General features: G+C 64.5%; 19 protein-coding genes. 9 read left to right on the top strand and 10 right to left on the bottom strand.

Annotated elements, in window-relative coordinates:
- The 4 genes from AC0L2O_RS09385 to AC0L2O_RS09370 all read left to right on the top strand — a co-directional run.
- On the top strand, positions 1-408 hold a 408-nt coding region (locus AC0L2O_RS09385), incomplete at its 5' end, for a transposase (RefSeq protein WP_473369512.1).
- Positions 409-511: 103 nt separating this feature from the next.
- A complete protein-coding gene (locus AC0L2O_RS09380) occupies positions 512-736 on the top strand; it encodes a hypothetical protein (protein WP_473369511.1) in 225 nt (74 codons plus the stop codon).
- Between the two features lie 282 nt (positions 737-1,018).
- Positions 1,019-1,348 (top strand): hypothetical protein, encoded by a 330-nt coding sequence (locus AC0L2O_RS09375; protein WP_473369510.1) that lies wholly within the window; start codon positions 1,019-1,021, stop codon positions 1,346-1,348.
- Positions 1,349-1,879: 531 nt separating this feature from the next.
- A complete protein-coding gene (locus AC0L2O_RS09370; RefSeq protein WP_473369509.1) occupies positions 1,880-2,047 on the top strand; it encodes a hypothetical protein in 168 nt (55 codons plus the stop codon).
- Positions 2,048-2,192: 145 nt separating this feature from the next.
- Here the strand turns inward: AC0L2O_RS09370 and AC0L2O_RS09365 are convergent, their stop codons facing one another.
- The 3 genes from AC0L2O_RS09365 to AC0L2O_RS09355 form a co-directional block, all read right to left on the bottom strand.
- A complete protein-coding gene (locus AC0L2O_RS09365) occupies positions 2,193-2,969 on the bottom strand; it encodes a hypothetical protein (RefSeq protein ID WP_409188874.1) in 777 nt (258 codons plus the stop codon).
- A 168-nt stretch (positions 2,970-3,137) separates the two neighbouring features.
- Entirely contained in the window at positions 3,138-3,407 is a 270-nt protein-coding gene (locus tag AC0L2O_RS09360; RefSeq protein WP_369726761.1) for a hypothetical protein, read from the bottom strand.
- Positions 3,408-3,467: 60 nt separating this feature from the next.
- Positions 3,468-3,704, bottom strand: coding sequence for a hypothetical protein (locus AC0L2O_RS09355; protein WP_369723783.1), 237 nt, complete (start codon positions 3,702-3,704; stop codon positions 3,468-3,470).
- Between the two features lie 267 nt (positions 3,705-3,971).
- On the opposite strand from AC0L2O_RS09355, the gene AC0L2O_RS09350 reads away from it, so the two are divergent.
- Complete coding sequence (locus tag AC0L2O_RS09350; protein WP_409188875.1) at positions 3,972-4,319, top strand: DUF6481 family protein; 348 nt, start codon at positions 3,972-3,974, stop codon at positions 4,317-4,319.
- A gap of 233 nt (positions 4,320-4,552) precedes the next feature.
- On the opposite strand, the gene AC0L2O_RS09345 is transcribed toward AC0L2O_RS09350, so the two are convergent.
- Positions 4,553-4,792: a pentapeptide MXKDX repeat protein gene (locus tag AC0L2O_RS09345; protein ID WP_369723787.1), complete on the bottom strand. Its 240-nt coding sequence runs from the start codon at positions 4,790-4,792 to the stop codon at positions 4,553-4,555.
- Positions 4,793-5,121: 329 nt separating this feature from the next.
- Between AC0L2O_RS09345 and AC0L2O_RS09340 the strand changes: the two genes are divergently transcribed.
- From AC0L2O_RS09340 to AC0L2O_RS09330, 3 genes are read left to right on the top strand one after another with little or no spacing between them, the layout of a single operon-like run.
- Positions 5,122-6,144, top strand: coding sequence for a TRAP transporter substrate-binding protein (locus AC0L2O_RS09340; RefSeq protein ID WP_473369508.1), 1,023 nt, complete (start codon positions 5,122-5,124; stop codon positions 6,142-6,144).
- Entirely contained in the window at positions 6,141-6,695 is a 555-nt protein-coding gene (locus AC0L2O_RS09335) for a TRAP transporter small permease (protein WP_473369507.1), read from the top strand. Before AC0L2O_RS09340 ends, AC0L2O_RS09335 begins: the two co-directional genes overlap by 4 nt.
- The gene (locus AC0L2O_RS09330) at positions 6,692-8,050 is read left to right on the top strand and encodes a TRAP transporter large permease (protein ID WP_473369506.1); all 1,359 of its coding nucleotides are present in this window, start codon (positions 6,692-6,694) and stop codon (positions 8,048-8,050) included. Before AC0L2O_RS09335 ends, AC0L2O_RS09330 begins: the two co-directional genes overlap by 4 nt.
- A gap of 156 nt (positions 8,051-8,206) precedes the next feature.
- On the opposite strand, the gene AC0L2O_RS09325 is transcribed toward AC0L2O_RS09330, so the two are convergent.
- The 4 genes from AC0L2O_RS09325 to AC0L2O_RS09310 all read right to left on the bottom strand — a co-directional run bounded on the left by AC0L2O_RS09325 (position 8,207) and on the right by AC0L2O_RS09310 (position 13,959).
- Positions 8,207-9,118, bottom strand: coding sequence for a hydroxymethylglutaryl-CoA lyase (locus tag AC0L2O_RS09325; RefSeq protein WP_369723796.1), 912 nt, complete (start codon positions 9,116-9,118; stop codon positions 8,207-8,209).
- 1 nt (position 9,119) lies between these two features.
- Positions 9,120-11,141 carry an acetyl/propionyl/methylcrotonyl-CoA carboxylase subunit alpha gene (locus tag AC0L2O_RS09320; RefSeq protein ID WP_473369505.1) on the bottom strand — a complete coding sequence of 674 codons (2,022 nt, stop codon included), beginning with the start codon at positions 11,139-11,141 and terminating at the stop codon, positions 9,120-9,122.
- Positions 11,142-11,145: 4 nt separating this feature from the next.
- Positions 11,146-12,750 carry a carboxyl transferase domain-containing protein gene (locus AC0L2O_RS09315; protein WP_369723797.1) on the bottom strand — a complete coding sequence of 535 codons (1,605 nt, stop codon included), beginning with the start codon at positions 12,748-12,750 and terminating at the stop codon, positions 11,146-11,148.
- An 81-nt stretch (positions 12,751-12,831) separates the two neighbouring features.
- Positions 12,832-13,959 (bottom strand): isovaleryl-CoA dehydrogenase, encoded by a 1,128-nt coding sequence (locus tag AC0L2O_RS09310; RefSeq protein ID WP_473369523.1) that lies wholly within the window; start codon positions 13,957-13,959, stop codon positions 12,832-12,834.
- 170 nt (positions 13,960-14,129) lie between these two features.
- Here AC0L2O_RS09310 and AC0L2O_RS09305 point away from each other — a divergent pair, with 170 nt between their 5' ends.
- On the top strand, positions 14,130-15,158 hold the full coding sequence (locus AC0L2O_RS09305) for an AraC family transcriptional regulator (RefSeq protein ID WP_473369504.1): 1,029 nt from the start codon (positions 14,130-14,132) through the stop codon (positions 15,156-15,158).
- A 45-nt stretch (positions 15,159-15,203) separates the two neighbouring features.
- Here AC0L2O_RS09305 and AC0L2O_RS09300 read toward each other — a convergent pair whose 3' ends face one another.
- Positions 15,204-15,695 carry an Lrp/AsnC family transcriptional regulator gene (locus tag AC0L2O_RS09300; protein WP_369723802.1) on the bottom strand — a complete coding sequence of 164 codons (492 nt, stop codon included), beginning with the start codon at positions 15,693-15,695 and terminating at the stop codon, positions 15,204-15,206.
- 253 nt (positions 15,696-15,948) lie between these two features.
- A complete protein-coding gene (locus tag AC0L2O_RS09295; protein ID WP_369723804.1) occupies positions 15,949-16,254 on the bottom strand; it encodes an ETC complex I subunit in 306 nt (101 codons plus the stop codon).
- Between the last annotated feature and the right edge of the window lie 153 nt (positions 16,255-16,407).

The following is a 16,407-nucleotide window of genomic DNA, read 5'->3' as shown; positions in this document are numbered from 1 at the left end:
ATCTGGATGGCTGAAACGAAGGTCGCCGCCGAGCTGGCGTTCGACGCCTTCATCGAGAGCTACGCGCTGAAATACGACAAGGCGGCCGACTGCCTGAACAAGGATCGGGACACGCTACTGGCGTTCTACGACTTCCCCGCCGAGCACTGGAAACACCTGCGGACGACCAATCCCATTGAAAGCACCTTCGCCACCGTGCGCCACCGCACGATCCGATCGAAAGGTTGCCTATCCAACAAGACCGCGCTCGCGATGGTCTTCAAACTGGTCGAGAGCGCGCAGAGAAGCTGGCGCCGCCTCGACGGTCATAACCAGTTGTCAAAACTCGTTCTCGGTGTGACATTCAACGACGGGATCGAGGTCATCGCCAAGTCGACCGACCGCCAGCCCACAACCGCCGCCGCCTGACCGGCTCAGGCCGTCACCAAAATTTGGCGATAGCTCCCCTCCACCGTGTGGCAACGGCTGGGACGTGAGCGCCCGCGACGGGATGTGCTACCCCAACGGCTACTTGCCACCACAAGAGCAGGCCGCGCGGCAGTACTATTATCGCGGCGGTGGAGGCTATGGCCGCTATCCCGTTCCCTGTGGCAACGGCGCCGATATCGATATCCGCGATGGACAGTGTTACCCCACTGGAACGGTACCCCCGCAGTTTCAGCAGGGCCGACAGGGGTACTACGGCGACGACGACTACGATCGCCGGCCCCGGCGCCGCTATTATCGCTATTATTGAGGCCCGCAGCTTGAACCGGCGGCCTGACTGTTGAGCTGAGATAGATAGCGGCAACGCTGGAGCAACAGCGAGGTGCTAAGCCATTGAATAGATTCAGTGTCCGGAAGATTTCTGCTCCGCGGGTTGCAGGTTCGAGTTCTGCTGGGATCGCCAGCCCTTCGCAAATCTGTCGCACTTCAAGAACGCGTGCGCAGGCCTGTTGCGGAGACGGGAGCGCCCTACCTGTTCGGCACGCAATCGACGTGTCGAAGGTTTGGAATGCCGGCATCCGACTGGACAAGAATGGGCATCGCATCAGCCGTTGCCGTGATCGCGATATCCTTCCTGGCGGTTGACGCGAGCGTAGACGTGAACTCCGCCGGGATCGCCAAACGCCTTGAAGCGACGCTGGCTTCCATCACGCATGTCACGGCTGGTGAGCGTCAGCTAGCCTTCGCTGTCGAGGCATGGGCGCATGAAAGCGAACTGACGCGCCGTTCGGCCGCGGATCCGTCATGCGTCCCGGCGCGCCAGCACAGGCCGCAACCGGTGAGCGTCATTCGACATCAGCAATCTCCGCCGCTCTCCGTGCAACATCCTGCGGTCGATCCTGTTCAGAATGAAGCGGGCTAAATCCTTGCGCTCGCCGGCAGGCAGGCCGGACTGGTCGATAGTCAAGGGCAGCCGACATTGGCTGCGATGCCGTCAGTCGGTCCGCTCGTCGTCGCGGCGATCGCGGGCGAGTTGATGCCATGCGAGCGCGATTTCGATGAGTCTTTGCCGGTCGGCGCCTTCGGACGCTGCGGCGCGCTTCATCGCCACCTCGGCTTCATGCTGCGGATCGTACTTGGTACACATGGGGCCGAGTTTAACCGTCCGATCTGGACAAGGACGTGGCAATTTTGTCCGTATGATTGCGGAGGACGTGTTGCCAGCGATTTCCACACGTCAAAATTGTATCCAATATAGAGTTGCACTGGCGGTTTCAAGCGGCTCAAACCAACCGCAGCGCCCAGCAGGAGATTGGCGCAACGACCGTCACACCGGTGAGGCCGAGTTTCACGCAGGCCATCTGTGAAGTGCCTCACAGCCTCGGCCCGGCAGGTCCGCTAAACTTGTGCACGGCGCTCCGCAGAGCGCGACTGAGGAACGGCTATTCCCCTCATGGCACACGAAGCTAAAGCCACAACACGGGCTGACACAGCGGCATCGTCGCGCAAGACCGACCTGCACGGCTTCGCCTTTCTCGCAACCATCGCCATCGTGATGACGGCCTGGATCGCTGCCCTGATCTGGGGAGCGATGGCATTCATGAGCTGGCTTGTTTCGTAGCGCGGCCGCGCACCAGACAGTCGTTATGCCTCGCGGCAAGGATTCATCCACAAAGACACGGATCTTTGTGAGGTCCGGACAAAAATAAGGCGGGCATCGCGCCCGCCTTATTCGATCCAGATCTTTTCAGAACCCGCTGGGGCGCTCAGTAGCAGGCGCGCGGATCGGCCTGCACATACTGGCCGCTCGGGTAGCGGTAGTAGCAAACGCCCTCGGCGACATAATAACCGGGACGCGAGGCCGCCGTAGCGCCGGCGATGGCGCCGGTGGCGCCGCCAATCACGGCGCCTGCCGCGGCTCCCGAGGCTCTGCCGGAAATCAGGCCGCCAAGCACACCACCAATGATGGCCCCACCGAGCGCACTTGCGCCGGGATCGGGTGCAGGCGGCGGAGGCGGTGGCGGTTCATAGGCGACCGGCGGTCCCGGCGGCGCGTAGGCCACCGGCACGTCGTCGATATAGTCTTCGGAAATGTAGGCCGGCGGACCGTCCATCCGCTGCGGATAATAATACCAGACGCCGCCGACGTCCCACCACCAGCCCGGGCGGCCATTGTGGACCTCATGGCGCCAGCGCCCGCCTTCCCAGGCGAGGTTGCCGCGGTAGGCGTGTCCGCCCCAGTCGCGCGCCGGCGCGGGACCGCGGGCCATATAGCGTCCCGGCGGCGGGCCGCCGGGGCCATGTGGACCGGCCCCCATACGAGCCTGGCCGCCCTGGTTGCCGGGCTGAAGCGCGGGTCGCGCCGCCTGCTGCGGCGCTGGGCCCTTGCGGATGTTTTGATTGTTCTGGGGCGGCGCACCGGCGCCCTGCCCCGGCGGTTGCCCCCTTGGCGGACCCGCGTCCTGCGCTTGCGCGGCGAGCGCCAGCAACGACATGGCCGAAACCACGGGAATGATGATCTTCATACGGCTGGACGCACTCATTCGTGCCTACCCCCTGCTTGCTCGATGGCCGTGGCCCATGCGCGTAGACGATTCGGCGCGCGCCTGGCCGATGCCGGCCGACATAGCTGACCTCTCCGGTCCGCTATGTCCCGTTACAAACGATTAAGATCACGGCAATTTTTCGTCAGGACGATCGGGGGAATACCGCTAGCGTGCCGGCTCGATGACATTGCAATTGCTGCGGCCAGACATCACGCAGTCCTGCAGCTTGCTGGCGGCAGTGAGGTCTCGGGCGAGCCACAGACCGACACCGAGAATCACGGCGGCAATGATCAAGCCTGCGATAGCGCCGCGGCGGCTGTCGCCGGATTTGGGCTTTGCCGGAGACCTGGGTTCTTGGGACTCGGGTTCTTGAGACTTGAGGTTTCCGGCCGGTTCGGGCCTGCCGGGTTCAGGTTGGGCTGGAGGCTTGGACATGACGACCTTGTCGCTGCGCGAGCCGGTTTTAGCAGCTCCGCGCCGTGGCGTCACATCGACTCAGCCCCTGGTGGACCTGATCGCATCCTTGCGCGAGGTTTCGACCGCCGGATTCCCCTGCTGGAGCCGCGGCGCGCAGCTCGTCAGCACGAACGCGGTGCGGGTACACTCCCAATCGGTCCCCAAAACGGTGTTGTCGACCGGTTGCGGACGGGCGAGCAGCAGCACCCCCACGGCCATTGCCGCCGCAGCCACCGTGATAGCAAGGGCCTTCAGGCTCAGCCGGAAAAAAGTCATGCCCGTGCTCCGTCTGGTATCGTGGCGGACGCTAGGCGCCGCCTACGTGTGTCCTTATGAGGGACATCACATTCGGCAGTTTTTCCGGGCTACGAAGGGATCGGCTGGTTCAGCGATTTTTCGTCTACCTGATCGGCTGCGATTAAGGGTGGCGTTGCGGCGCGCGCGGATGTACACGCATCTGCGTCGCGTGGCGCCTGCTATGCCCAGCCGACGTACCAACAGGCAGTGATGTAGGATTGAAAGCGAGGAAGGCAAGGCCGTTCGATGAGTGGATTTAGGGAACCAGGTTTTTCTGACCGGCAGAAGGCGGCGCAGGAAGCGCGCAAGAACCTTTTGAACAAATTCAAGTCGCAGCCAGGGCCGGATGACCCGAGCGTCGCGGCGAAGCGTGCCGAACGCGAGGCTCTCGCGGCCAAGCGGGCAGAGACGAAGGCTGCGCGCGAGCTGGAAAAGGCCGAGCAGAAGCGTCGCGACGAAGAGGCCGCGGCCCTCGAAGCCGCGCGGATTGCTCGTGAAGCGGAAGAAGCGGCCGCCAAGGCAGCTGACGCCGAGGCCGAACAAAAGGCCAAGCGCGACGCCCGCTACGCCGCCCGCAAGGCCAAGCGCAAGTAGACTTGAAAAGTAGACTTGAAGAGTAAACTTCAAAGGTAACGTTCAATTGAAAATGAACTGAGGCACGCCTCGGTTCACATCTCACAACGGGACCGTCTTGTCGCAACGGGCGGTCTTGTCGAACGGGACGGTCTTGCCGGCCCGACAGCGCGGCGCGACGACGGGCGAACAAACGGACCATCGCGAAACGCCGGGCTCGCCTCGTCGAGGCGCCCCGGCATAACGGCGTGAGATCAGTTCTTCTTCATCATCCCGTCGTCCTTCTTCATCCCGTCCTTCGACATGGTATCCTTCTTCATGCCGTCCTTGGACATCGTGTCCTTCTTCATGCCGTCCTTGGACATCGTGTCCTTCTTCATCATGCCGTCGTCCTTGCCCATTTTGTCCTGAGCAAAGGCGGCCGGCGAAAGCGCGAGGCCAAGCGAGAGAGCGGCAGCCGAGACGCCGAGCACGATGCGGGTGCGAATGGTCATGATTCATCTTCCTTCGGAATGGTGTTGCCAGCGACGGATGCCGCTACACAATCTCGACGGATCGGTACCCTCGGTTGTTACGCCACCTCGCGAAGTTTTTTTCGCAAACCGTCCGCCGCTTGCCCGATCCTCCCCTGACAGACATCGTTAACGATTAGAAACGGATGAGGCCGGCGAGTGCAGCGCAGCAAGGCCAACGCTTGCCCCGGCATTCCATCTCGAACTATCAGATGAGAGAACTCGGGGTCGAAGACCGGCTAGGATGGGCGCCCATGCTGGTCTCATGACCCCAAATCACGTCAAACAAGAACCGTCCGAGGGGATGCTCCATGTTCACCCGCCGTCATTTGATCGCGACTGCCGTCGCGGCACCCGCCATTCTCCGCTTCGGCATTGGCACCGCGCACGCCGCGACCACGCTGAAGATCTCGCACCAATTCCCGGGCGGCACCATCGACAAGGGTGATTTCCGCGACCGGCTCTGCCGCATGTTCGCGGCTGAAGTTGCCAAGCGCAGCAACGGCGACATCGCTGCCGAGATCTATCCGAACTCCTCGCTGATCAAGACCAACGCGCAGTTCTCCGCCATGCGCAAGGGCGCGCTCGACATCAGCCTCTACCCGATGCCCTACGCCGGCGGCGAATTGCCGGAGACCAATATCGGCCTGATGCCCGGTCTCGTCACCACCTACGACCAGGGCATGCGCTGGAAGAAGCAGCCGGTCGGCAAGGCGCTCTCCGACTTTCTTGCCGACAAGGGCATCATCCTGCTCTCCTGGGTGTGGCAGGCCGGCGGCGTCGCCAGCCGCTCCAGGCCCATCGTCGCGCCGGAAGACGCCAAGGGTATGAAGGTGCGCGGCGGCTCGCGCGAGATGGACATGGTGCTGCAGACGGCGGGCGCCTCGGTGCTGTCGGTGCCGTCGAACGAAATCTATGCGGCGATGCAGACCGGCGCCTGCGATGCCGGCATCACCTCCTCCACCAGCCTGATCTCGTTCCGCCTTGAGGAAGTCGCGAAGTCGCTGACCTCGGGTGCGGGCGCCTCCTACTGGTTCATGCTCGAGCCGCTGATGATGTCGAAGGCGATCTTCGAGAAGCTGCCGAAGAACCAGCAGGACATCCTGGTCGCTGTTGGCGAGGAGCTCGAGGTCTTTGGCCGCAAGGGCGCGCAGGACGACGATGTCGAGGTCGCCAAGGTCTATGAGAAGGCCGGCGCCAAGGTCACCGCGCTCGACGCTGCAACCGTCGGCAAGTGGCGCGACATCGCCCGCGATACCGCGTGGAAGGATTACGGCGCCAAGACCGCGACTGCGGCGAACCTGCTCAAGCTTGCTTCCGACGTCGCAGCATGATCCACGGTCCGCTTCCGGATCGTGACGACCAGGCGAACGCTGCAGCAGGCGCAGGCCTTGCGGCGGCGCTCGATCGCGGCCTCGCCGTCCTCAACCGCATCATCGTGGTGTTCGCAGCGGTCGCGCTGGTCGCGGCCTGCGCCATCCTGAGCTACAGCGTGCTCAGCCGCGCGCTGTTCCACGCCGCCAATTACTGGCAGGACGAGGCCGCCGTGTTCCTGCTGGTCGGCGCCACCTTCATGTCCGCGGCCTATGTGCAGCAGAACCGCGGTCACATCGGTATCGAGGCCTTCGTCGGCCTGCTGTCGCCGCTGGCGAACAGGATCCGCCTCTGGTTCGTCGATGCGGTGACGCTGCTGTTCTGCGCGTTCTTCGCCTGGAAATCCTGGACGCTGGCGCATGAGGCTTACGTCGACGGCCAGGTCTCGAACTCGATGTGGTCTCCGCCGCTCGCCATTCCCTATTCGCTGATGGCGTTCGGCATGAGCCTGCTCTGCGTGCAGGTTCTGGTGCAGCTTGCGCTACCGTTTGCGGGAGCCAGGCGGCCATGAGCGTCTTCGCTATCGGCCTCGCCTACGGCTTTGCGACACTGGTCGCCATGTTCTCGGGCATGCCGATCGCTTTCGCGCTCGGCGCCGTTGCGGTGGTGTTCATGGGCATCTACATGCCCGCAGCTTCGCTGGATACGGTGACGCAGAACGTCTACGAGGAAATGGCTTCGATCACGCTATTGTCGATCCCGCTCTTCATCCTCAAGGGCGCGGCGATCGGCAAGTCGCGCGCCGGCCAGGATCTCTATTCGGCGCTGCATGCCTGGCTGCATCGAGTGCCCGGCGGCTTGGGCGTCGCCAACGTATTCGCCTGCGCACTGTTCGCGGCAATGGCGGGCTCCTCGCCCGCAACCTGCTCGGCGATCGGCTCGGCAGGGATCCCCGAGATGCGCAAGCGCGGCTATTCCGGCGGTTTTGCCGCCGGCATCATCGCCGCCGGCGGCACGCTCGGCATCCTGCTGCCGCCCTCGATCACCATGATCCTGTTCGCGGTCGCCGCGGAAAAATCCCTTGGCCGCTTGTTTCTCGCTGGCATCGGACCCGGGCTGCTGCTGGTGTCGCTGTTCGGCGGCTATGCCGTGATCCGCTTCCGCCGGGAATATGCGGCGGCCGAAGCGGCCTACAAGAAAGGCGGGCCTGAGGCAGCGATCCTGGCGCGCGACGAATATACCCTGGCCGAGCGCTTCGGCGTGCTGCCGCGCGTGCTCCCCTTCGTGTTGCTGCTGACCGGCGTGATGGCCGCGCTTTATGGCGGCTATGCCACGCCGTCGGAGACCGCCGGCCTCGGCGGGCTGCTGGCACTGGCGCTGATCGCGATGATCTACGGCGTGTGGCGGCCGAGCGACCTTGCGCCGATCATGAAGTCGACGATCCGGGAATCCACTATGCTGATGATGATCATCGGCATGTCGTTGCTGTATTCCTACGTGATGAGCTATCTGCACATCTCGCAATCGGCAGCCGAATCCGTCGTCGCGATGCATTTGCCGCGCTGGGGCCTGTTGTTCGCGGTGCTCGTCATGGTGGTCGTGCTCGGCTTCTTCCTTCCGCCGGTCTCGATCATTCTGATGACGGCACCGATCATCCTGCCGCCGCTGCGCGCCGCGAATTTCGATATCATCTGGTTCGGCGTGGTCATGACCATCGTGATGGAGATGGGCCTGATCCACCCGCCGGTCGGCCTCAACATCTTCGTCATCCGCAACGTCGCGCCCGATATCCCCTTGAGCGAGGTGATCTGGGGCACGCTGCCGTTCGTGTTGCTGATGATGGCGGCCGTGCTGCTGCTTTGCTTCGTGCCGGGGATCTCGACCGCGTTGCCGGATCTGGTGATGGGCGCGGACGGGAGCAGGTAGACGCTCTCTCCGTCGTTGTTGCGAGGGCCGCTGCCGTAGGGTGGGCAAAGCGAAGCGTGCCCACCGCAAAACTAGCGATCGCGGAGCGATGGTGGGCACGGCGCAAGCGCGCCTTTGCCCACCCTACGAATTCCCTGCGCTCGCAATGACGGCGGACTAGGAAACGGCTCGCTTCTTCTTCGCGTTCAGCGCCGAGGCCACGCGGCTCACAGGCGGCTTGCCCAGCAAGCCGCTCATATCATTGGTCGCCGCCAGCAGCTTGTCCATATCGACGCCGGTCCCGATCCCCATGCCATCGAGCATGTAGACGACGTCTTCGGTCGCAACGTTGCCGGTCGCGCCCGGCGCGTAGGGGCAACCGCCGAGCCCGCCTGCGGCAGCGTCGATGACGCAGACCCCCTCCTCCAGGCCCGCGTAGAGATTGGCGAGCGCCTGGCCGTAGGTGTCGTGGAAATGCATCGCAAGCCTGGCCGCCGGAACGTTGGCAGCGACCGCGCGCAGCATGTCCCTCGCCTTCGTCGGGGTGCCGACACCGATGGTGTCGCCGAGCGAAATCTCGTAGCAGCCGAGCTCCCACAGCGTCCTGGCGAGATCGGCCACCGCTTTCGGCTTGATCTCGCCGTCGAACGGACAGCCCAGCACGCAGGAGATATAGCCGCGCACCTTGACGCCGTCGGCCTTGGCACGTGCCATCACCGCCTTGAACCGCTCGATGGACTCCGCGACCGTGCAGTTGATGTTGGCGCGCGAAAAACCCTCCGAGGCCGCCGCGAACACGGAAACGACTTGCGCTCCGGCGGCACGCGCGGCGTCATAGCCCCTCTCGTTCGGCACAAGCACGTGGAATTCGGCGCCCTTGATGCGGGCAACGCCGCGCAGCACGGCATCCGAGCCTGCCATCTGCGGGATCGCCTTGGGCGAGACGAAGGCGCCGACCTCCACGGTGGTGAGGCCGGCCGCAACGAGCGACTCGACAAAGGCGATGCGGGACTCGACGCTGACGGGCGTCTTCTCGTTCTGGAGGCCGTCGCGCGGCCCCATTTCGATGATGCGGACCTGGTCGCCCATCTCACTCTCCCGCCGGCTCGACCACAGCGAGTTCGACGCCCTCCTGGACGATGTCGCCGACCTTGCACTTGATCGACTTCAGCACGCCGGCATAAGGCGCCCGCAGCGTCTGCTCCATCTTCATCACTTCCAGCGTCAGGATCGGCGCACCCTTTTCGAGCGTTGCGCCCTCCTCGGCCAGCACGGCGACGACCGTGCCCGGCAGTGGCGCCGCGATCTTGTCGGCGCCGGCCTGCTCCTCGGTCTCGCCGCCGAACGGGTCGACCCAATGCAGGTCGAAGCGGCCGTTGCGGGTGCGCAAGTAAAGCTCGTGCCCGTCGATGACGGCGGCGACCTGTGACTTCACGCCATCGAGCGTCAAATCGAAGCCGCCATCCCGCGGTGCAATCGCGAACGCCAGTTCGCGCTCGCCAATCACGAGCGTCGATGGTCCGCTGCCATAGTTCAAGGTGACCTTCAGCTCAGGCCCATGACTATGACTAACACCATGTCCGACGCGGAACGCGAAGCTGCGCTGGCGGCGGCCGACCGGCATCCAGCCAAAGGTCTGCCAGGGCGAACCGGCGTCCGCCTGCGCCGCCTTGCGCTCGTCGTTGATCACAGCGGCCACGGCCGCACAGAGCTCGAGTTCACCCGGCGCCGGCGCCGCCGAGGTCAATGCCGTCAGCTCGCGCTCGATGAAACCGGTGTCGATCGCATTCGCCCGCACCTTGGGATGCGTGATCAGCGCCGACAAGAACGGGATGTTGGTGACGACGCCGCGGACGTCGCAATCCTCAAGGCCGCGGTTCAGCCGCTCGATCGCAACATCCCGGGTCGGCGCCCACGCGATCATCTTGGCGAGCATCGCGTCATAGTAGGGCGAGACAGCGTCGCCCTCGCGATAACCGGCGTCGATGCGCAAGCCACCGCCTTCCGCCGGCAAGCGCCAGGTCGAGATCTTTCCGACCGACGGCATGAAATTCCTGGTCGGGTTCTCGGCGTAAACGCGCGCCTCGACGGCGTGGCCGTTGAGGCGGATCTCGTCCTGCTTCAGCGGTAGCGCCTCGCCGAAGGCGACACGCAGCTGCCATTCGACCAAATCGATGCCCGTGATCAGCTCGGTCACGGGATGCTCGACCTGAAGGCGGGTGTTCATCTCGATGAAGAACACGTCCTTGCCGTCAGAGACGAATTCGATGGTGCCGGCCCCGACATAGTTCACCGCGCCCGCCGCCTTTCGCGCCGCCGCGCAGACGACCTCGCGCTGTGCCGGGTTGAGCGTCGGGGATGGCGCCTCCTCGATCACCTTCTGGTGCCGGCGCTGCAACGTGCATTCGCGCTCGAACAGCGACAGCAGATTACCATGGCTGTCGCCGATCACCTGCACCTCGATGTGGCGGGGATTATCAACATATTTTTCGATCAGCATGCGATCATCGCCGAACGCGGCCTTGGCCTCGCGCTTGGCGCTGACGATCGCTGGACCAAGCTCGGCCTCCGACCGCACCATCCGCATGCCGCGGCCGCCACCACCGGCGGACGCCTTCACCAGCACGGGGAAGCCGACCTTCTCGGCAGCCTTCGCCAACGTCGCCTCGTCCTGGGCCTCGCCGTGATAGCCGGGCACCAGCGGCACGCCGGCCTTCTCCATCAGCGCCTTGGAGCCGGATTTCGAGCCCATCGCCGTCATCATCGCGGCGGTCGGGCCGACAAAGACCAGGCCGGCATCGAAACACGCCTGCGCAAATTCGGCGTTTTCAGACAGAAAGCCGTAGCCGGGATGCACGGCTTCCGCCCCGGTCTTGCGTGCGGCTTCGATCAGCCGCTCGACATTGAGATAGCTGTCGCGCGCCCGGGCCGGCCCGAGCAGCACGGATTCGTCGGCGAGCGCGACATGCATCGCGTCGCGGTCGGCCTCCGAATACACGGCGACCGTGCGCAGGCCCATGGCGCGCGCGGTGTGGATGACGCGGCATGCGATCTCGCCGCGATTGGCGATCAGGAGCGTGCGAAAACGCCGGTAGAGCTTTGAGCGGTCCATCGCATCACATCCTGAACAGGCCGAATTTCGTCGGTTCGATCGGCGCATTCGACGCCGCCGAGAGGCCAAGGCCGAGCACGAGCCGCGTGTCGGCCGGGTCGATCACGCCGTCATCCCACAGCCTCGCGGTCGCGTAATACGGGTGCCCCTGGCTTTCATATTGTGCGCGAATGGGTGCACGAAACTTGTCTTCCTCTTCCCTGGACCAGCTATCACCCTTGGCCTCGATATTGTCGCGCCGGACCTGGCTCAGCACCATGGAGGCCTGTTCGCCGCCCATCACCGAGATGCGCGCGTTCGGCCACATCCAGAGGAAGCGCGGACTGTAGGCGCGCCCGCACATGCCGTAATTTCCGGCGCCATAGGAGCCGCCGATCACCACGGTGAATTTCGGCACCGAGGCGGTCGCAACCGCCGTGACGAGCTTGGCGCCGTCACGCGCGATGCCGCCGGCTTCGTATTTCTTGCCAACCATGAAGCCGGTGATGTTCTGCAAGAACACCAGCGGAATGCCGCGCTGACAGCACAGCTCGATGAAATGCGCCCCCTTCAGCGAGCTTTCGCTGAACAGGATGCCGTTGTTGGCGATGATGCCAACCGGAAAACCCCAGATATGGGCGAAGCCGCAGACCAGCGTCGTGCCATAGAGTTTCTTGAACTCGTCGAACTCGGAGCCGTCGACCACGCGTGCGATGATGTCGCGCACGTCGAACGGCTTTCTTCCGTCGACGGGCACCACGCCGTAAATCTCCTCCGCCGCGAACAGCGGATCGCGCGGCGGATGCATGTTGAGATTCGGCCGCATCGATGGCTTCAGCGTACCGACAATGCGGCGGGCGATGCCGATCGCGTGCGCGTCGTTCTGGGCGTAGTGGTCGGTCACGCCCGACTGGCGCGAATGTACGTCGGCGCCGCCGAGCTCTTCGGCGGTCACCACCTCGCCGGTGGCGGCCTTCACCAGCGGCGGGCCGCCGAGGAAGATGGTGCCCTGGTTGCGCACGATGATGCTCTCGTCCGACATCGCCGGCACATAAGCGCCGCCGGCGGTGCAGGAGCCCATCACGATCGCGATCTGCGGGATGCCCTGCGACGACATCTGAGCCTGATTGTAGAAGATGCGGCCAAAGTGCCGCTCGTCCGGAAAGATCTCGTCCTGGAGCGGCAGGAAGGCGCCGCCGGAATCGACCATGTAGACGCAAGGCAAATTGTTCTGTCGCGCCACGTCCTGCGCGCGCAGATGCTTCTTCACGGTCATCGGGTAGTAGGTGCCGCCCTTGATGGTGGCGTCGTTGGCGACAACAACGCATTCGCGCCCTGCGATACGCCCAACCCCGGTGACGACGCTGGCCGAATGCACGTCGCCGCCATACAGGCCATGGGCTGCCAGCGGCGACAGCTCCAGGAACGACGTTCCGGGATCGACCAGCAAATCGACGCGCTCTCGCGCCAGCATCTTGCCGCGCGCGGTGTGGCGGTTGCGCGCCACCTCGCCGCCGCCGCCGGCGACCTGGCTGAGCTTTTCACGCAGATCCGCGACGAGCCCCCGCATGGCCTCGGAATTGCGTGCAAAGTCCGATGACGACGTATCGATGCTGGAATGGAGCGGCATTGAGGTCCCGCGTTTCTGGTGATCTGGTGAGGGGCCGCGGACAGGGTGGACCGTCTCGCGGTAATTCCAATTCCGTGAAGGCTAGACGGTCTCCGCCATCAGCTCGCGGCCGATCAGCATGCGGCGAACTTCCGAGGTGCCGGCCCCGATCTCGTACAGCTTTGCATCGCGCCACAGACGCCCCACCGGAAACTCGCTGGTATAACCGACACCCCCGAGCGCCTGGATCGCCTCGCCCGCCATCCACGTCGCCTTCTCCGCCGAATAGAGGATCGCAGCCGCAGCATCCTTGCGCAAGCTGCGCGCGTGGTCGGCGCGGTCGCAGGCGCGGCCGACCGCGTAGACATAGGCGCGTGTGGCCTGCCAGGTCGAATACATGTCGGCGAGCTTGCCCTGCATCAGCTGGAAGTCGCCGATCGGCTGACCGAACTGCTTGCGTTCGTGCATGTAGGGCACCACCGCGTCCATGCACGCCGCCATGATTCCAAGCGGGCCGCCGGAGAGCACCGCACGCTCATAGTCGAGGCCGGACATCAGCACCTTGACGCCCTCGCCGACGCCGGCGAGCACGTTTTCTTCCGGCACTTCGCAGTCGTCGAAGAACAGCGGATAGGTGTTGGAGCCGCGCATGCCGAGCTTGTCGAGATGCTGGCCGTGGGTGAAGCCCTTAAAACCCTTCTCAATGAGGAAGGCGGTCATGCCGCGCGGACCCGCCTCCGGATCGGTCTTGGCGTAGACCACGAGCACGTCGGCATCGCCGCCATTGGTGATCCACATCTTCGAGCCGTTGAGCACATAGCGGTTCCCGCGCTTGTCGGCGCGCAGCTTCATCGAGACGACGTCGGACCCAGCGCCGGGCTCGGACATCGCGAGCGCGCCGACATAGTCGCCGGAGATCAGCTTTGGCAGATAGCGCTGCCGCTGCGCGTCGTTGCCGTTGCGGCGTATCTGGTTGACGCAGAGGTTGGAATGGGCGCCGTAGGACAGGCCGACCGCAGCCGAGCCCCGCGAGATCTCCTCCATGGCGACGACGTGGGCCAGATAGCCCATGTTGGAGCCGCCATATTGCTCCGGCGCGGTCATGCCGAGCAGGCCGAGGTCGCCAAGGCGCTTCCAGAGATCGGCCGGGAACAGATTGGCTTTCTCGATCTCGGCAGCGCGCGGGGCGATCTCCGCCTCGACGAAGGCGCGCACGGTGTCGCGCAGCATGCTGATGTCTTCGCCCAGATCGAAATCGATGCTCGGGATGTTCAAGGCGAATCCTCCGAATTTCTTGCGAATTTCTTGTCCGCCCGAACCTAGCGCCGGCCGGGCACCGTGGCGGTCGAAAAGGTTGCATTTTCCGCCAACTTTGGCGAGGATTTTCCAAAGGACGTCACATGACCTTTCAAGCCGCAACCGCAACGCCGCGACGCGCCATGACCCCTGCCGCCTTCGTCCGCGGCGTGGTCGCAGCCTATGCCCGCTACGGGCGGGATCCGGCCGAGGCGCTGGCCAAGGGGCAGGTCTTGCCTGATCTGATCAAGTCCGGCGGGGGGCGGGTAACCGCGGCGCAATTCGAGACGTTGGCCGGCCATGCCATGCGCGAGCTCGATGACGAGGCGCTCGGCTGGTTCTCGCGCAGGCTGCCCTGGGGCACCTATGGCATGCTGTGCCGTGCCTCGATCACCGCCCCCAATCTCGAGGTCGCGCTGAAACGCTGGTGCCGGCATCACCGCCTGCTGACCGAGGACGTGCTGTTCGAGCTTGCGATCGGCAAAGACACCGCGACCATTTCCATTCGCGAGGTCCGCGATCTCGGACCGTTCCGCGAGTTCTGCCTGGTCACACTGCTCCGCTATGTCCTCGGCTTCTCCTGCTGGGCGATCGATTCCGCGGTCGCACTGCGCGCGGCGGAATTCCCCTACTCCGAGCCCGAGCACGTCTCGGTCTATCCCACCATCTTTTGCAGGAACACTCGCTTCGACGCGGATGGCGCCTGCATCGTCTTTGACAAGCACTATCTCTCGCTGCCGCTCACGCGCAGTGCCGCCGACCTCGACAACATGCTCAAGGGCGCGCTGCGCTTGACCGTGCTGCCCTATCGCCGCGATCGCCTGCTGGTGGAGCGTGTCCGGCGCGTGCTGCGCGAGGCGCGCGGACGCATTCTGGGCGCGGAGGATGTCGCCAGCGAGCTCGCGCTCTCCACCCGCACCATGCACCGCCGCCTGCGCGAAGAGGCGACGTCGTTGCGCGATCTCAAGGAAGAGGCAAAACTCGAGCTCGCCAAGCAGGAGCTGATGCGCGGCCGCACCCCGATCAAGCGGATCGCGGAGATCGCCGGCTTCCGCAACGAAAAGAGCTTTTCCCGTGCCTTCCGCAGCTGGACCGGCACCTCGCCGCGGGAATTTCGCGGGCGGTATCGCTGAAGGAGCCGGGACATCCTGCATCCGCGGAAGCGGAGCAGTCGGTCGCTACCCGGCCGACGCCGTCGCGACCTCCTGCAGCGGCAGCGGTACATCCTTGGCCACGCCCAGCACAGGAAAGCTGCGGACGTTCCTCACATTCGGCATCGCCGCGAAATGCAGCAGCTGCTGGCGCATGCTCTCGACACTCGGCGCCACGCATTTCAGGAGGTAGTCGGTATCGCCCGAAATTCGCCAGCACTGCTGGATGCGCGGGATCGCGGCGATGGAGCTCTCGAAGGTCTCCAGCACCGGCTGGGCCTGGCTGCCGAGCTGGATCGAGACGAACGACACCACCTCGTAGCCGAGCAGCCGTTCGTCGATGACCGCACGGACCGCCCGGATCACGCCGCGGCTGAACAGGGATTTCAACCGCCGTAGACAGTTCGGCGCGGACACGCCGACGCGCAACGCCAGCTCGTTGTTGCGGACCCGCCCGTCCTGCTGGAGCTCGGACAATATCTTCAGATCGACGCCGTCGAGCTGGTCACGCCCGGCCATACCCCACCTCGTCATGATCCCGTCATGCGGGCCAGCGAAGCACGTGGGGAAATGGGTGCCAAGGGGCAGAAGCTGGGGCAGCGGCTGATCAGCGGGTCGGATCAACGCATGCGACACTATCGCCGACGAGCGGAGTGCCTCACCATCGTCATGGCTGGGCTTGTCCCGCCTGCGCGGCCGAAGCCGCTTCGGCGAGGCGAAGGCGGGACAAGCCCGGGCATGACGAGAAACTCAGGTTATCCGTCGGGCAACCTCAATGCGTCCAGGGCTCGCCGCGCCGGAACGAAAAATTATCGGCGTAGGCGACCGGCCGGCGCACCGATTCCTTGGGCTCGATCACCTGGTAGGCGACGCCCTTGCGCTCGCAATAGGCGATTGCCTCGTCCTTGCTGTGGAAGTGCAGCGTGATCTGCTGCTTCATGTCGCCGGACGATGTCCAGCCCATCAGCGGCTCGACGGCGCGCGGCTGCTCAGGCTCGTAATCGAGCTGCCATTCCTTGGTCTTGGACCGACCGGATTGCATTGCGTTCTTGGCGGGCTTGAAAATGCGTGCGGTCATTTGGCTGTCCGGCCCTCTTCGTCTTTCCGTTCGATTTTAATGCGTCACGGTAGCAGTTGGTGGAAACCACGGGCATAGTATAGAGACACCTTTTGGGAACTGATCGGTGATTCCGGCCCCGGGCGATCTCACCGATGGGTATAGTCATTATGC

It is taken from the genome of Bradyrhizobium sp. Kon10, assembly GCF_055807395.1.
The sequence above is the reverse complement of the archived record's forward strand: the minus strand, read 5'-3'. Positions and strand labels throughout refer to the sequence as shown.

Excerpts from the sequence above, each read along its gene's own strand:
- AC0L2O_RS09370 (WP_473369509.1), top strand. The coding sequence starts at position 1,880 with ATGGCACACGAAGCTAAAGCCACAACACGGGCTGACACAGCGGCATCG.
- AC0L2O_RS09320 (WP_473369505.1), bottom strand. The coding sequence starts at position 11,141 with ATGGACCGCTCAAAGCTCTACCGGCGTTTTCGCACGCTCCTGATCGCC.
- AC0L2O_RS09305 (WP_473369504.1), top strand. The coding sequence starts at position 14,130 with ATGACCTTTCAAGCCGCAACCGCAACGCCGCGACGCGCCATGACCCCT.
- AC0L2O_RS09330 (WP_473369506.1), top strand. The coding sequence starts at position 6,692 with ATGAGCGTCTTCGCTATCGGCCTCGCCTACGGCTTTGCGACACTGGTC.
- AC0L2O_RS09335 (WP_473369507.1), top strand. The coding sequence starts at position 6,141 with ATGATCCACGGTCCGCTTCCGGATCGTGACGACCAGGCGAACGCTGCA.
- AC0L2O_RS09355 (WP_369723783.1), bottom strand. The coding sequence starts at position 3,704 with ATGACTTTTTTCCGGCTGAGCCTGAAGGCCCTTGCTATCACGGTGGCT.
- AC0L2O_RS09350 (WP_409188875.1), top strand. The coding sequence starts at position 3,972 with ATGAGTGGATTTAGGGAACCAGGTTTTTCTGACCGGCAGAAGGCGGCG.
- AC0L2O_RS09310 (WP_473369523.1), bottom strand. The coding sequence starts at position 13,959 with ATGCTGCGCGACACCGTGCGCGCCTTCGTCGAGGCGGAGATCGCCCCG.
- AC0L2O_RS09340 (WP_473369508.1), top strand. The coding sequence starts at position 5,122 with ATGTTCACCCGCCGTCATTTGATCGCGACTGCCGTCGCGGCACCCGCC.
- AC0L2O_RS09345 (WP_369723787.1), bottom strand. The coding sequence starts at position 4,792 with ATGACCATTCGCACCCGCATCGTGCTCGGCGTCTCGGCTGCCGCTCTC.
- AC0L2O_RS09315 (WP_369723797.1), bottom strand. The coding sequence starts at position 12,750 with ATGCCGCTCCATTCCAGCATCGATACGTCGTCATCGGACTTTGCACGC.
- AC0L2O_RS09360 (WP_369726761.1), bottom strand. The coding sequence starts at position 3,407 with ATGTCCAAGCCTCCAGCCCAACCTGAACCCGGCAGGCCCGAACCGGCC.
- AC0L2O_RS09375 (WP_473369510.1), top strand. The coding sequence starts at position 1,019 with ATGGGCATCGCATCAGCCGTTGCCGTGATCGCGATATCCTTCCTGGCG.
- AC0L2O_RS09365 (WP_409188874.1), bottom strand. The coding sequence starts at position 2,969 with ATGAGTGCGTCCAGCCGTATGAAGATCATCATTCCCGTGGTTTCGGCC.
- AC0L2O_RS09295 (WP_369723804.1), bottom strand. The coding sequence starts at position 16,254 with ATGACCGCACGCATTTTCAAGCCCGCCAAGAACGCAATGCAATCCGGT.
- AC0L2O_RS09300 (WP_369723802.1), bottom strand. The coding sequence starts at position 15,695 with ATGGCCGGGCGTGACCAGCTCGACGGCGTCGATCTGAAGATATTGTCC.
- AC0L2O_RS09325 (WP_369723796.1), bottom strand. The coding sequence starts at position 9,118 with ATGGGCGACCAGGTCCGCATCATCGAAATGGGGCCGCGCGACGGCCTC.